The organism is Micromonospora terminaliae, assembly GCF_009671205.1.
Taxonomy (GTDB): Bacteria; Actinomycetota; Actinomycetes; order Mycobacteriales; family Micromonosporaceae; genus Micromonospora; species Micromonospora terminaliae.
In genome coordinates this window covers 1,681,461-1,694,151 of the sequence record NZ_CP045309.1, presented here as the reverse complement: position 1 = coordinate 1,694,151, position 12,691 = coordinate 1,681,461, and the positions used below count along the sequence as shown (strand labels likewise).

Below are 12,691 nucleotides of genomic sequence, written 5' to 3'. Positions count from 1 at the left end.
CCCCGGCGTCACATCGCGGCGACCCTCACGGAGTGACGTCCCGGCCGACCAGGATGTCCAGCCGGGCCGGCTCGGTCGTGTCGTTGGTGAAGGTCAGGCTCGCCGGGTCCGCGCCGAGCAGCCGGGCCGCCCCGGCGCCCAGGAAGGCGTGCGCGCCGTCGAGCGCGATCGCCGTGCCGTCGATCTCGTACGACAGGTCGGCGCTGGGCGTGGCCGGCACGATCAGGACCATGCCGACCCGCTCGGTGCCGGAGGGCACCAGGTCCACCTGCTGGCTCTCCCCGGCCGCGATCTCGACCGAGACCTTGTCGTACGCCTCGACGTCGACGACGCCGGTGGCCGCGATCTGCGGACCGTGGGCCACGCGGACCTGGAGGCTCCAGTTGATCTTCTCGGTCATGTGCCTTCCCTGGGTCGGGCGGTGGGGTCACCGCGGTTGGTGACCGGCGAGGATGTCCACCAGTCGGCTGCGCACCACCTCGACGACCGCGTCCGGCGAGGTCACCGCCCGGCTCTCCGACCGGCCGCCGGCCAGGTCGACGCAGCTCGTCACCAGGGCGCGGAAGCCCAGCTCGTCCGGCCGGTCCTCGAACCACACCCGGACGACCACCACCCCACCGCGGTCGGGGTCAGGGGTTGTCACGGGAGCGCCTCCGGAGCGGGAGTCTGGTGCGCGGGCCCGCCCAGCCTGCGGCCCGCTCGTCACCGGCCCGTCGCCCGCCGCGTCACCAGCACGACGGCCGGGAGGTCCGGGGCGGGAACGCGGGGCCTTCCGGCCGTCACTTCTGCCGGTACGCCGTCCAGACCGCGAGGCTGAGCCCGACGGCGCCCGCGAAGGCCATCCCGGCTCGGAGGATGGCGTCGGCCAGCTGGTGAGTGCTGAGCCAGACGATGAACCCCGTCCAGCTTGCCACCAGCAGCGCGACCAGGAAGACCAAGGCGAACGACAGGGCACGGTTGCCGCCCTGGTCGCCGGGCGGCTGCGGCGACGGCGCCGCGGGCAGTACGGTCACGGCTGTCGTCGCTCCCCTCCGGACCCGCCGCGTCATGGGTCACCTCCGTCGTCAGCCTAGGCACGGCGGCGCGGCAACCCCGGTCGGCGGCAACAGCCCTCGAGGCGGGCTGCGCGGACCTGCCATGACACCCCGCTGGCCGGGCCGGGTGGCCGGCGGCCCGCAGGTCGAGCCGGGAGAGCCTGCCGGGCATTTCTCGGCTGCGCCCAGCTTCGACCAGTCGTCGAACAAGGTGGACCCCTTCCCGTCCATTACCGCTGCGTGCGGTCACCGAGTCCACCAGGAACGAGATGTCGTCGGTGACGATCTCGCTCATCCCCTCCCCGGATCGACACGGCCGGGTGACGGCGCGGTGACGGGCGGGCGGCACAGTCGCGCCAGCGGCGTACGGCGCGCCCGTGGAGTCGAGGAGTCGTCATGGCGGCAACGCTCAGCCACCCCGGGGTCTACATCCAGGAGATACCCGGCGGCAGTCGCACCATCACCGGCGTCGCCACGGCCGTGGCCGCGTTCGTCGGGCGGGCGCTGCGCGGGCCGGTCAACGTGCCGGTGGCCATCTCCTCCTACGCGGAGTTCGAACGAACCTTCGGCGGGCTGTGGCGGGACAGCGGCCTCGGCTACGCGGTGCGCGACTTCTACCTCAACGACGGCAACCAGGCGGTCATCGTCCGGCTGGCCCGCGACGCCACCAGCGCGCAGCTCGACCTGAACGGGGCGCTCACCCTCGACGCGGTGGGGCCGGGCGGCTGGGGCAACGGGCTGCACGCCGAGGTGACGCACGCGTCCGGCGAGGAGGCGGCCACTGTCGCCGACCAGCAGGGTGTGGACGCCGACGAGCTGTTCCACCTGACCGTGCGCGAAGGGCCGGCGGAGAACCCCGTGCTGGTCGAGACGTACCCGAACGTGACCCTGGTGGACGGGCCGCGCCGGGTGGACACCGTGCTGGCCGGCTCCCGGCTGGTCCGGGTGGGCACCGCGCCGGCGATGCCGGGCACCGGCCGGCCGGACGCGGGTGGCTACGACGTGGACACCGCCGACGCGGCGGCCACCGGCGCCGACGGCACCCACCTGACCGCCGCCGAGTACACCGACGGCGGCGCCCTGGAGGGCACCAAGCAGGGCATCTACGCGCTGCGCGACGCCGACCTGTTCACCCTGCTGTGCCTGCCGCCGTCGGTACCCGACCAGGCCCTCGACGACGCCGTGTGGGCCGACGCGCTGGACTTCTGCGTACGCCAGCGGGCCTTCCTGCTGGTCGACCCGCCGCCCACCGAGACCGCCGACACGGTGCGGACCTGGCTCGGGGCGCGCGGGCTGACCGCCAACGGCCGCAACGGCGCCCTCTACTTCCCCCGGGTGCGCCGGCCGGACCCGCTGCGCGACGGCGCGGTCCGCGAGTTCGCGCCCTGCGGCGCGGTCGCCGGGGTGATGGCCCGCACCGACGCGGCGCGCGGGGTGTGGAAGGCGCCGGCCGGGGTGGAGGCGGCCCTCGCCGGGGTGACCGGGCCCGCGCTCGCGCTGACCGACGGCGAGAACGGCAACCTGAACCCGTACGCGGTGAACTGCCTGCGCACCTTCCGGGCCACCGGAACCCTGGTCTGGGGCGCGCGGACGCTGCGCGGCGCCGACGTGCTCGCCGACGAGTACCGGTACGTGCCGGTGCGGCGGCTGGCGCTCTTCCTGGAGGAGACGCTGGTGCGGGCCACCCAGTGGGTGGTGTTCGAGCCCAACGACGAGCCGCTGTGGGCGCAGGTCCGCGCGTCGATCGGCGGGTTCCTCCAGGACCTGTTCCGGCAGGGCGCCTTCCAGGGCCGCAGCCCGCGGGAGGCGTACTTCGTCAAGTGCGACAGCGAGACCACGACGCAGTACGACATCGACCGGGGGGTGCTGAACATCCTGGTCGGCTTCGCGGCCGTCAAGCCGGCCGAGTTCGTGGTGATCGGCATCCAGCAGCGGACCGCGGCCGCGGCGACCTAGGAGGGGCGGGCATGGCCGAGTTCACGGTCAACGCGCAGCGCTTCGACCCGTACAAGAACTTCAAGTTCCGGGCGAAGTGGGACGGGCGATACGTCGCCGGCATCAGCAAGATCGGCACGTTGAAGCGGAGCACCGAGGTGGTCACCCACCGGCACGGCGGCGACCCCAGCAGCAGCCGCAAGTCGCCGGGGCGCACCGAGTACGACGCCATCGTGCTGGAGCGCGGCGTCACCCACGACCCGGACTTCGAGCAGTGGGCCAACAAGGTGTGGAACTACGGCTCCGGGCTGGGCGCCGAGACGTCCCTGGCGGACTTCCGCAAGGACATCATCATCGAGATGTACAACGAGGCCGGGCAGCTGGTCATCGCGTACAAGGTCTACCGGTGCTGGGTGTCCGAGTGGGTGGCGCTGCCCGAACTGGACGCCAACGCCAACGCCGTGGCCATCCAGAGCATCAAGCTGGAGAACGAGGGCTGGGAACGCGACTACACGGTGGCCGAGCCCGCCGAACCGTCCTTCGTCGAACCCTGACCGCCATGACCACGCTGGACGACCCCGGCCGGCTCCTCGCGGTCTGGGAGGCCGCCGCGGCCGCCCCGCCGGCGGCCCGCGGCCCGGTGCTGCTGCACGCCGCCGGGCTCCTCCCCGACCTCGACGCCGCCTTGGACCTACCGGTCGGAACAGTGGCCGCGCTCGCCGCCCGGCTGAGCGTCGACAGCTTCGGCGACCCGGTCGACGCCGTGCTCACCTGCGGCTGCGGCGAGGTCCTCGACGTGGCGCTGCCCCTGGACCCGGTGGCCGGGCTCCCGGCCGGGGACGCGGGCGCGGTCGCCGGCGGCACGTTGCGGGTCCGCGCCCCCACCGCCCGGGACCTGCTGGCCGCCGGGCGGTCCGGCGACCCGCTCGGCACACTCCTCGCCCGCTGCGTCCGCGACGCCGACGGCCGGCCCGTCGCACCCGGCGAGCTGACCGCCGACCAGCGCCGGGCCGTCGACACCGCCGCCGAGGAACTGGCCGGCGCCGCCGCCGTGGTGCTGCGGACCCGCTGCCCCGGCTGCGGGGACGGCGTGGTCGCCACGCTGGACGTCGCCGAGCTGCTCTGGGAGCGGGTCGTCCGCCGCGCCCCGGCCGTGCTCGCCGAGGTGGCCGCCCTGGCCGCCGCGTACGGGTGGGCCGAGGCCGACATCCTCGCCCTGCCGGCCGGGCGGCGGCGCGTATACCTGGCCCTCGCGACGGGGCGGGCGGCGTGAGCGGCGCGGCGGGCGTCGTGAGCCGCGAGGCGGGCGGCGGGAGCGGCGCGGCGGGCTTCTTCGCCCGGATGGCGCAGCGGGCCACCGGCCGCGAACCCGTCGTCCGGCTCCGCGCCCCGCAGCCGTTCGAGGCCACGGTCCCGGACGTGCCCGCCGACGCTCCGGTCGAGGCGCCCGCTTCGTGGCCGGAGCCCGCCGCACCCCCGCCAGGACGGGCAGCACCGGACCGGCCGGTCACCCGAACCGCCCAGGCAGCGCGCCGCGCCGCCCCGGCACAGGTGCTGTCGGCCGTCCCGGCGCCGTCGCCTGCCGACCGGACGCCGCCGGCCGCGCCACCCGTGGCCGACCCGGGGCGGCCTGCCGCCCGCGCCGAGGCGGCAGACCCGGCACACCGCGATCCGGCACACCGCGACGTGGACGCTCCGCCGGCCGCCGCCCCGCCCGCCGCCGCTCCCCCGGCGACCACGGCCGCGCCCGCCGAGCCTCGCCCGGCGGCCGTCGTCCCGCCCGCGCCGCCGGCCCCGGCACCCGCCGCCCGCCGGCCCGCCCCCGCACCGGTACGCGCCGCCGCGCCCGACCTGGCCCGGCTGCTGCGGGAACGCCTCGGTCCCGCGCTGATCGCCCACCGCGCCGTGGAACCCGGTGAACGCCTCGTCTTCGTCGACCGGCCGACCGGCGCAGCGCCCCGGCCCGGGACCGCCGAGGTGCGCACCGGCCCGGTCCGTCCCGCGCCCACCCCGCCGGCGGGGACGGCGGAGGACCCCGCGCCGGGGGGCGACGTGCACCTGCACATCGACCGGGTGGTGGTCACCCGCGCCCCCGCACCGCCGCCGCCCGCGCCACCTCCCCCGGTGCCGTCCACCGTGGATCACGCCGCGTACCTCGCCCGCCGCCGGGAGGGCCGATGAGCAACGGCCTGGCCATCGCCGCGGTCACCTCGACCCTGCGGTACGTGCTCGAACGCGCCCTCGACGCCACCCACCCCGGACCGGTCGGCGGCGCCACCGTGACCACCCTGCGCCCCAACCAGCTCTCCGACATCACGCTGGTCGCCACGCCCGGCATCAACATCTACCTGTACGACGTGCGCCCCAACCACGCCTGGAACCTCACCGACCTGCCCACCCGCAGCCGCGACGGCGGCTTCACCCGCCGGCCGGTCGCCGCGCTCGACCTCTACTATCTGCTCAGCTGCTACGGGGAGGCCGAGTCGCTGGACGCACAGCGGCTGCTCGGCCGGGCCGTGCTCGCCCTCGCGGTCACCCCGACGCTCACCCGGGACCTCGTGACGGCCGCCATCGACCTGTACGCCGACGACGTGCCGACCGCGTTCCTCGCCGAGTCCGACCTGGCCGACCAGGTGGAACGGGTGAAGGTCGCCCCCTACACGCTGTCGGTGGAGGAGATGTCCAAGCTGTGGGCCACCTTCGCCACCCCGCACCAGCTCTCCCAGACGTACGTGGCGACCGCCGCCCTGGTCGAGGCCGACGTCACGCCGCGCCGGGCCCTGCCGGTGCGACAGCGCACCGTCACGGTCCTGGCCGGCGGACCCGCCGTGCTGAACGCCCTGGTCACCGACCCGCCCGGCGGGACCGCCGCCACCGGCGACCGGGTCGAGCTGCGCGGCGCCGGGCTACGCGGCCGGCCCGGGCAGACCACCCGCGTCCACGTCGGACCGGCCGTCCTCACCCCCGAGCCGGGCGGCACCGACGCCACCCTGGCCGTGACCCTCGACGGCAGCGTGCCGGCCGGGCTGCACGGCGTCCGGGTCGCGCACGTCACCCCGGCCGCCGGCGGCGCGCCCGCCCGGGCCACCGCGGGCTCCAACACGCTGCCGCTGCTGGTACGCCCCACCGCGTCGGTGGTCGACGGCCCGCCCGACATCGTGCTCGCCGTCGACCCGCCGCTGGTGGCCCGGCAGCGCGCCACCGTCCTGCTCACCCGGCTCACGCCCGGCCCGGCCGGCGAACCCGACGCGCTGGCCGTCCGGCTCGCCCCGCTCGCCCCGGACGCCGCCCCGCAGGACCGCATCGCCCTCGCCACCGGCGACGTACCCTCCGGCGACTGGCTGGTCCGGGTGCAGGTGGACGGCGTGGAGAGCCTGCCCGACCTGGCCGGAGAGGTTTACGGCGCGCCCGCCCTGACCGTGCCGTGACCGCCGCAGACCGCCGGGCCCGCCCGGCCGGCGTGCCCTGGGACGAGGCGAACCGGCTCGCGCTGGTGGCCGAGCTGGACGTGCTGCGGGTACGGCTCGTCGCGTACCCCGGGGAGGCCGACCGGGCGGAGCTCGCCGCGGCCGAGGGACGGCTGGCGGCGGCCCGCGCGCTGCTCGACCGGCCGAGTGCGCTCGACGCGCTCGCCGCCGCGCTGCGGCTCACCGGCTTCGAGCGGGCCGTCCTCCTGCTGGCCACCGGGCCGGAGCTGGCCGGCGAGGTGGCCGACGAACTCACCGCCGCGCACGGCCAGCCCCGGCCCACCTTCGGTCTCGCCCTGGCCGCGCTGCCCGGCCCGCACTGGAGCGCGCTCACCCCCGACGGGCCGCTGCGCCGCTGGGACCTGGTGCGCCTGCTCGATCCGGACACCCCCACCGGCAGCCCGCTGGTCGCCGAGGAACGGGTGCTGCACCACCTCATGGGCGTCCGCTACCTCGAACCCGACCTCGCCGCCGTGGCCCGACCGGTCCCGCCGCCCGCCCCGCTCCCGCCCGCGTTCGCCGCCGTGGCCGCCACCATCCGCACCGTCTGGGAGCACGGCCGTCCCGCCGTGCTCCAGGGACCGCAGCCGGCCAACCTGCCGGTGGTCGCGGCCGCCGCGGCCGACGCCGCCGGCCGCGAGCTGCGGCTGGTCGCCGTGGCCGACCTCCCCTCCGCGGTACGAGACCGCGACCGCCTGCTGCGCCTGATCGGGCGGGAGAGCCTGTTCGCGCCGGCCGCCTGGGCGTTCGACGCCGACGGGGCCCGCCCCGAGGACACCCGCGCGCTCATCCGCGCCCTCGGCACGCTGCCCGCCCCGGTCGCCGTGCTCGGCGCCGTGGACACCGTGCTGGCCGACGGCGTGCTGGTGGGCGTACCCCGGTTGCCCATCGCGGAACGCGCCGCGGCGCTGAATGACGCGCTCGACCGGCACCTGGCCGACCGGGCGGCGGGCGAGGCGGCCGCGGTGGCCGGGGTGTTCGACCTGGCCCTGCCCGACCTGGAACTGGCCGCCGGTGACGTCGCCGCCGGCGCGCCGCTGTGGCAGGCGTGCCGGGCCCGCTCCCGCAGCCGCTACGGCGGGCAGGCCCGGGTGGTCCGGCCGCGCGCCGGCTGGGCCGACCTCGTGCTGCCGGACACGCACGTGGCGCAGCTGCGGTCGCTCGTGGCGGCCGTGCACCACCGCACCCGGGTGCTGCACGACTGGGGGTTCGCCGACCGGAGCAGCCGCGGCCTGGGCACGGCCGCCCTCTTCGCCGGCCCCAGCGGCACGGGCAAGACCCTCGCCGCCGAGGTGATCGCCCACGAGCTGGGCCTGGACCTCGTGGTGGTCGACCTCAGCCAGGTGGTCAGCAAGTTCATCGGCGAGACGGAGAAGAACCTCAGCCGGGTCTTCGACGCCGCCGAGGACGGCGCGGCCGTGCTGCTCTTCGACGAGGCGGACACCCTGTTCGGCAAGCGCACCGAGGTGCGCGACAGCCACGACCGGTACGCCAACCTGGAGGTCGGCTACATGCTCCAGCGGATGGAGTCGTTCACGGGGCTGGCCATCCTCACCACCAACGCCCGATCCGTGCTGGACCAGGCGTTCCTGCGCCGGCTGCGGATCGTGGTGACCTTCCCGTACCCGGACCGGGCCGCCCGGGAGACCCTGTGGCGGCGGGCGTTCCCGGCGGGTGTGCCGGCCGACGTCGACCCGGAGCGGCTCGCCGGCGTGGACCTGCCCGGGGGCGGGATCGCCGCGGCGGCGCTGACGGCCGCGTACCTGGGTGCGGACGGGGAACGGATCACCGGGGAGCAGGTGGCGACGGCGACGCGCTGGGAGCTGGCGAAGAATGGCCGCTCCCTGGGCGGCCGCTGACTCGTGGTCCATGGTCGTGCCGCGAGACGTGGAATCACTGCCAGTAGAGCAGACCTGCCTGGTCGAGTTGCGCCTCGTTCTCCGTCAGCCGGTCGGCGATGTCGTACAGCATGGCGGCCACGTCGTTCCATGCCGGCTCGGCCAACGCTCCAGCGTCCCGATAGAACTCCATCACGCAGCCGTACTGGGGGCCACCGCGCAGGTCCACGAAGAGATTCCCGCCGCCGTGGTTCGTGGCGACCGGCATCCAGGCAGGCAGCCAGGTGTGGCAAGCCGTTCCGGCCGGACGATTGTTCTCTGCATCCACGAACGCTTCCAGCTGTTCAAGCGGCCCGATCTCGCGGGCGACGTCCATCCACAAGCGTCGAATCTTCAGGGCCTCCGCGATCGAGTAGGGAACAAAGCCCGGCGGGATGAGCCAGCCACTGTCGCCGACATGAGGGCCGAAACGGGCGCCGTCCGCGTACAACCACCAGGCCCGCAGGTCGGGCGGCAGCGGCCGGCCGACTGCCTCCTGCGCCACCGCGAGGTCCCGCTCAGACGCCGGCGGTCGTAGGGCAGCGCGGGCCCGCGGCGCGTGCTCCTGAAGCCACACGTCGATGCGACCTGTTGCTGCCGCCGCAACAGCCGCTCGATCCGCACCTGCCATACCACCCACCCGATCGCCAACAGGTCACCTGGCTGCGAATCACGTCGCCGGCACCACAGGCGCTACCAACCTTCCCCGACGGGAAGACCTGTGCCCCCCCCGGGAGCAGCGCGGCACCTAATCTTGCCGGATGGCTGAGGACTGCCTGATCTGTCAGAAGCACCGCGGCGAAGGCGCCCTTGTCGGTCCGCTCGTATGGGAGGACCGGGACGTGATCGTCACTCACCGGCCGGCCGCCGAGGACAGCCCGACCTTCCTGGGTTATCTCTTCGTGGAAACCCGGCGTCACGCACCATCCCTCGATACCTTGACCGAGTCCGAGGCGATGGCCGTGGCGCGGGCCGTATGGGTCGGTGCACGAGCGCTGCGAAGCGAACTGGGACCCGAGTTCGTCTTCTCCGCGATCGTTGGCCGCCAGGTAGCGCATTTCCATCAGCACCTGTTCGTCCGCCATCCCGGCACCCCGGCTCAACACGGCTGGATGGATGTGGACGAGTGGACAGGAGCGCCTCGTGGGGATGCTCCCCGCGTGGCCGCCCTGTGCGCGCGACTGCGGGGGTACTTCCAGCCCCATGCCGCAACTCTCAATACCTGAGTCTCACGTCGCCGGACTCGACCCCTGCCTTCATCTCCTTCTCGATCGCCTCGACCACCAGATCGGCGCGGGTGTGTCGACCAAGCCATCGGGCGAGATTCGACTTCTGGACAGCCCAACCGTGGACCACCTGACCATGCTTCGTTTGCACGCCGATGCCGTGATAACCGGCATCCACGCGCGCGACCGTGTCGAGATCGATCCGGTACGTCCGGAACCTGTTCCGGATCACCAGCTCAGAGTGGGCCAGCGTGATCGACGGGCGCAGAGCGTTCACGTAGACAACAGCCGCCAAGCCGCACAGCAGCACCACAGCAACGACCGTCGATGCAAGATCAAGACCGCTGGCGATGATGGCCGCGGCAACTAGGCCAGCCAGAACCAGAACGAGGATGCCGAAAACCCGTCCCACCAACGAGACCCGCCACGTCTGCTTCATCGCGGCAGGATAAGGGCACTCGACCGGCCGCGCCGCCCCGTGCCAGTAGCGACCTTCACCCGGGAGCCACTACGCACTCGCTACGGGTGTGGCACGACGGGCGGCTGGGCCTCTGCCGATCCCTGCGCCCAGGGCTCGCCGCCGACGCCTCCGGTGATGCCCATGCGAACCAGAGAGCCTGGCCACCGAGAGGTCAGCGGCGGGCGATCCACTGAAGGGCGAGGCCGGTCAGCATCAGGACCGCCATGAGAAAGACGATGCAGCCCATCAGCCGCAGCTCACCGCCGTACATCATGCGCTTGAAATCCTCCGGGCCGGGCCGCCGAGCGCCCATGATGCGCCTCCACTCGTCCTCGTGGTCGGCCATAGCCGTCATCCCTTCGGAGGACGCAGGCCTGAAACCGCTAGGCCGCGGGCTGCGGGTAGTCGCGGTAGTCATTGTTCATCAGCACGCGGAGGCACTGGTGCCGATGGTGCGAGGCAGCAGGCGAGGCCTACCGTCAGGGCTCTCTTCCCTGCCCTTTCCCCTGTGCCATGCGGCGCGGAGCTTGGCCGCCGGTACGGGAGATGCCGGTGAGTCCGGCGGCGTCGGCCACCCGCTCGGCGATGCTCGTGAGACAAGTCAGGTCGTGCTGGTCGAGCTGATCGAAGAGCACGCGGCGGACGGTCTCGACGTGCCCCGGCGCGGCGGCGGTGATCGCCGTACGGCCGAGGTCGGTGAGGTGGACCAACGTGCCTCGCCGGTCGGTCGCGCTGCCGGATCGCACCACGAGCCCGCGCTGTTCCATGCGCCGGAGCTGGTGGGCGATGCGGCTGCGATCCCACCCGATCAGCGCGGCCAGGTCCCGCACGCGCAGCGCGTCACCGCTCTGGGAGAGCGGGACCAGGACGTCGTAGTCGGCCGGCGACAGCCCGGCCTCGGCGAGCTGACCGTCGATCGCCACGTCGAGCGCCCGCCGCATGCGCAGGAACGCCAGCCACAGGCGTTCTTCCTCCGGGTTCAGCCACCGCGGTTGGGTCATGGATCACAGTCTACGGCGAATTGCTGACACGTCAGCATCGCAGGGATAGGTTTGCTGACACGTCAGCGACTTACCGAGGAAGCGAAGCATGTCCACCTTGCAGATCATCATTGCCAGCACCCGGCCGGGTCGGCTCGGCCTGCCGGTCGCCGAGTGGATCCACACCATGGCGGTCAAGCACGGCGGCTTCGATCAGGTCGAGCTCGTCGACCTCGCGGAGTGGAACCTGCCGTTCATGGACGAGCCCCACCACCCGCGCCTGCGCCGGTACGAGCACCAGCACACCCGTGACTGGAGCGCCACGATCGACCGGGCCGACGCGTTCCTGATCGTGATGCCCGAGTACAACTTCGGCTACACGGCCCCGCTCAAGAACGCCATCGACTACCTCGCGCACGAGTGGGCCTACAAGCCCGTCGGCCTGGTCAGCTACGGCGGCGTCAGCGCCGGCACCCGCGCCGCGCAGATGATCAAGCAGGTGCTCACCACGCTGAAGATGACGCCGATCCCCGAGGCCGTACACATCCCGTTCGTCGCCCAGTTCATCGGCGAGGACGGCGCACTACGACCCAACGAGACCATGGACGCCAGCGCGGAGGCCATGCTCGAGGAACTGGTGCACTGGACCGCGGCCCTCGTCCCGCTGCGGGAACGGGCACGGCAACGCGCGGCCGGCTGAACATCCTCGGCGGCCTAGTCCGGATCCTGGTTCCTCCGGCTCAGATCGGCGTGCCGGGTGGGGACTTCAGCAGAGCCGCCGCCTCGGGCAGGTACCCGCCGCGCCCCGCGCGCAGGGCGGCGGCGGCCATGCGGACGAGGTCGATGTTGACGCCGGCCGCGCCGCTCGGGTCGTGCACCTTGAGCCGCACGTCCAGGCTCAACGCCGTGCCGCCCCAGCCCTGCGCCTCGACGTTGAGGTGGGCGATCTTCTGCGATCCCAGGTGCGGGAGGTACCCGAGCGGGGCCATCTCGACCTTGTCCGAGCCCACCGCGTTCGCCTTGGACCGCTGCTTCGTGTTCGGGTGCTCGACCAGGTTACGGAAGTCCTCGGTGCCGCCCAGGTTGACCTGGTACGAGCTGACCAGCGTGAGGCCGCGCTCCTCGAGCAGGCGCAGCAGCGCGTGGTGCACCACGGAGCTGCCGAACTGGCTGGCCAGGTCGTCACCGATCAGCGGCACGCCGGCCGCCTCGAAACGGTCGACCCAGGAGGGGTCCCGGGCCACCCCGTCGGACGTGGTGTTCACGAACGCCACGCCCGCCCGCAGCGCCGCCTCGGCGTAGGCGCGGGCGGTCTCCAGGCGGCCGCTCGGCGCCGAGTAGAGCAGCACCTCGGCGCCCTTCAGCGCCTGCGCCACCCGGTCGACCTCCGTGGCGTCCACGAGGCCGCGCTGCACGCTCACACCGGACGGCGGCAGGTCCGCGTCCAGCCGGGGGAAGTTGTTGGGCGGTTCGAAGATCGCCTCGTGCAGGTCCCGGCCCAGCTTGCCCTCGGAGACGGCGAACGCCGCGACGACGTCGACGTCGCCGACGCCCAGCCCGGCCACCTCGGGGCGGCGGATGCCCACGAGGCTGCCGGTGCGGCGGTAGAAGTGGAGTCCCTGCACCAGCGCCGACGTGTTGTTCCCGACGCCGACGACCGCGACCTTCGCGCTTTCGATCATGGCCCGAGGCTACCCGGACGGTTCCTCCCT

The 12,691-nt window shown here is 73.9% G+C and carries 16 protein-coding genes; 8 read left to right on the top strand and 8 right to left on the bottom strand.

Annotated elements, in window-relative coordinates; all coding sequences use genetic code 11:
* Positions 1-25: 25 nt before the first annotated feature.
* The 3 genes from GCE86_RS07660 to GCE86_RS07650 form a co-directional block, all read right to left on the bottom strand.
* On the bottom strand, positions 26-400 hold the full coding sequence (locus tag GCE86_RS07660) for a hypothetical protein (RefSeq protein WP_154226287.1): 375 nt from the start codon (positions 398-400) through the stop codon (positions 26-28).
* A 27-nt stretch (positions 401-427) separates the two neighbouring features.
* Entirely contained in the window at positions 428-643 is a 216-nt protein-coding gene (locus GCE86_RS07655; protein WP_139131833.1) for a hypothetical protein, read from the bottom strand.
* Positions 644-779: 136 nt separating this feature from the next.
* Positions 780-1,013 carry a hypothetical protein gene (locus GCE86_RS07650; RefSeq protein WP_154226286.1) on the bottom strand — a complete coding sequence of 78 codons (234 nt, stop codon included), beginning with the start codon at positions 1,011-1,013 and terminating at the stop codon, positions 780-782.
* Between the two features lie 417 nt (positions 1,014-1,430).
* Here GCE86_RS07650 and GCE86_RS07645 point away from each other — a divergent pair, with 417 nt between their 5' ends.
* From GCE86_RS07645 to GCE86_RS07620, 6 genes are read left to right on the top strand one after another with little or no spacing between them, the layout of a single operon-like run.
* Complete coding sequence (locus tag GCE86_RS07645) at positions 1,431-2,990, top strand: phage tail sheath family protein (protein ID WP_154226285.1); 1,560 nt, start codon at positions 1,431-1,433, stop codon at positions 2,988-2,990.
* 11 nt (positions 2,991-3,001) lie between these two features.
* Positions 3,002-3,523 (top strand): phage tail protein, encoded by a 522-nt coding sequence (locus GCE86_RS07640; protein ID WP_091261579.1) that lies wholly within the window; start codon positions 3,002-3,004, stop codon positions 3,521-3,523.
* Between the two features lie 5 nt (positions 3,524-3,528).
* The gene (locus GCE86_RS07635) at positions 3,529-4,242 is read left to right on the top strand and encodes a hypothetical protein (RefSeq protein ID WP_154226284.1); all 714 of its coding nucleotides are present in this window, start codon (positions 3,529-3,531) and stop codon (positions 4,240-4,242) included.
* The gene (locus GCE86_RS07630; protein ID WP_154226283.1) at positions 4,239-5,150 is read left to right on the top strand and encodes a hypothetical protein; all 912 of its coding nucleotides are present in this window, start codon (positions 4,239-4,241) and stop codon (positions 5,148-5,150) included. The genes GCE86_RS07635 and GCE86_RS07630 overlap by 4 nt, the downstream gene beginning before the upstream one ends.
* Positions 5,147-6,397, top strand: a complete 1,251-nt coding sequence (locus GCE86_RS07625) for a Pvc16 family protein (RefSeq protein WP_154226282.1) — start codon at positions 5,147-5,149, stop codon at positions 6,395-6,397. The genes GCE86_RS07630 and GCE86_RS07625 overlap by 4 nt, the downstream gene beginning before the upstream one ends.
* Positions 6,394-8,295, top strand: coding sequence for an ATP-binding protein (locus GCE86_RS07620; protein WP_154226281.1), 1,902 nt, complete (start codon positions 6,394-6,396; stop codon positions 8,293-8,295). The genes GCE86_RS07625 and GCE86_RS07620 overlap by 4 nt, the downstream gene beginning before the upstream one ends.
* 34 nt (positions 8,296-8,329) lie before the next feature.
* Here GCE86_RS07620 and GCE86_RS07615 read toward each other — a convergent pair whose 3' ends face one another.
* A complete protein-coding gene (locus GCE86_RS07615) occupies positions 8,330-8,818 on the bottom strand; it encodes an SMI1/KNR4 family protein (protein ID WP_163636901.1) in 489 nt (162 codons plus the stop codon).
* A gap of 256 nt (positions 8,819-9,074) precedes the next feature.
* Here GCE86_RS07615 and GCE86_RS07610 point away from each other — a divergent pair, with 256 nt between their 5' ends.
* Positions 9,075-9,539 carry an HIT family protein gene (locus GCE86_RS07610; protein ID WP_154226279.1) on the top strand — a complete coding sequence of 155 codons (465 nt, stop codon included), beginning with the start codon at positions 9,075-9,077 and terminating at the stop codon, positions 9,537-9,539.
* Here GCE86_RS07610 and GCE86_RS07605 read toward each other — a convergent pair.
* The 3 genes from GCE86_RS07605 to GCE86_RS07595 all read right to left on the bottom strand — a co-directional run bounded on the left by GCE86_RS07605 (position 9,529) and on the right by GCE86_RS07595 (position 11,000).
* Positions 9,529-9,978 (bottom strand): hypothetical protein, encoded by a 450-nt coding sequence (locus GCE86_RS07605; protein WP_154226278.1) that lies wholly within the window; start codon positions 9,976-9,978, stop codon positions 9,529-9,531. The genes GCE86_RS07610 and GCE86_RS07605 overlap by 11 nt on opposite strands.
* Before the next feature lie 193 nt (positions 9,979-10,171).
* Positions 10,172-10,345, bottom strand: coding sequence for a hypothetical protein (locus GCE86_RS07600; protein ID WP_154226277.1), 174 nt, complete (start codon positions 10,343-10,345; stop codon positions 10,172-10,174).
* A 133-nt stretch (positions 10,346-10,478) separates the two neighbouring features.
* Positions 10,479-11,000 carry a MarR family winged helix-turn-helix transcriptional regulator gene (locus tag GCE86_RS07595; RefSeq protein ID WP_154226276.1) on the bottom strand — a complete coding sequence of 174 codons (522 nt, stop codon included), beginning with the start codon at positions 10,998-11,000 and terminating at the stop codon, positions 10,479-10,481.
* A gap of 88 nt (positions 11,001-11,088) precedes the next feature.
* Here GCE86_RS07595 and GCE86_RS07590 point away from each other — a divergent pair, with 88 nt between their 5' ends.
* A complete protein-coding gene (locus tag GCE86_RS07590; RefSeq protein ID WP_154226275.1) occupies positions 11,089-11,679 on the top strand; it encodes an NADPH-dependent FMN reductase in 591 nt (196 codons plus the stop codon).
* A gap of 40 nt (positions 11,680-11,719) precedes the next feature.
* Here GCE86_RS07590 and GCE86_RS07585 read toward each other — a convergent pair whose 3' ends face one another.
* The gene (locus tag GCE86_RS07585; RefSeq protein ID WP_154226274.1) at positions 11,720-12,661 is read right to left on the bottom strand and encodes an inositol-3-phosphate synthase; all 942 of its coding nucleotides are present in this window, start codon (positions 12,659-12,661) and stop codon (positions 11,720-11,722) included.
* Positions 12,662-12,691 lie beyond the last annotated feature (30 nt).

Excerpts from the sequence above, each read along its gene's own strand:
- GCE86_RS07660 (WP_154226287.1), bottom strand. The coding sequence starts at position 400 with ATGACCGAGAAGATCAACTGGAGCCTCCAGGTCCGCGTGGCCCACGGT.
- GCE86_RS07645 (WP_154226285.1), top strand. The coding sequence starts at position 1,431 with ATGGCGGCAACGCTCAGCCACCCCGGGGTCTACATCCAGGAGATACCC.
- GCE86_RS07640 (WP_091261579.1), top strand. The coding sequence starts at position 3,002 with ATGGCCGAGTTCACGGTCAACGCGCAGCGCTTCGACCCGTACAAGAAC.
- GCE86_RS07635 (WP_154226284.1), top strand. The coding sequence starts at position 3,529 with ATGACCACGCTGGACGACCCCGGCCGGCTCCTCGCGGTCTGGGAGGCC.
- GCE86_RS07625 (WP_154226282.1), top strand. The coding sequence starts at position 5,147 with ATGAGCAACGGCCTGGCCATCGCCGCGGTCACCTCGACCCTGCGGTAC.
- GCE86_RS07610 (WP_154226279.1), top strand. The coding sequence starts at position 9,075 with ATGGCTGAGGACTGCCTGATCTGTCAGAAGCACCGCGGCGAAGGCGCC.
- GCE86_RS07605 (WP_154226278.1), bottom strand. The coding sequence starts at position 9,978 with ATGAAGCAGACGTGGCGGGTCTCGTTGGTGGGACGGGTTTTCGGCATC.
- GCE86_RS07600 (WP_154226277.1), bottom strand. The coding sequence starts at position 10,345 with ATGGCCGACCACGAGGACGAGTGGAGGCGCATCATGGGCGCTCGGCGG.
- GCE86_RS07595 (WP_154226276.1), bottom strand. The coding sequence starts at position 11,000 with ATGACCCAACCGCGGTGGCTGAACCCGGAGGAAGAACGCCTGTGGCTG.
- GCE86_RS07590 (WP_154226275.1), top strand. The coding sequence starts at position 11,089 with ATGTCCACCTTGCAGATCATCATTGCCAGCACCCGGCCGGGTCGGCTC.
- GCE86_RS07585 (WP_154226274.1), bottom strand. The coding sequence starts at position 12,661 with ATGATCGAAAGCGCGAAGGTCGCGGTCGTCGGCGTCGGGAACAACACG.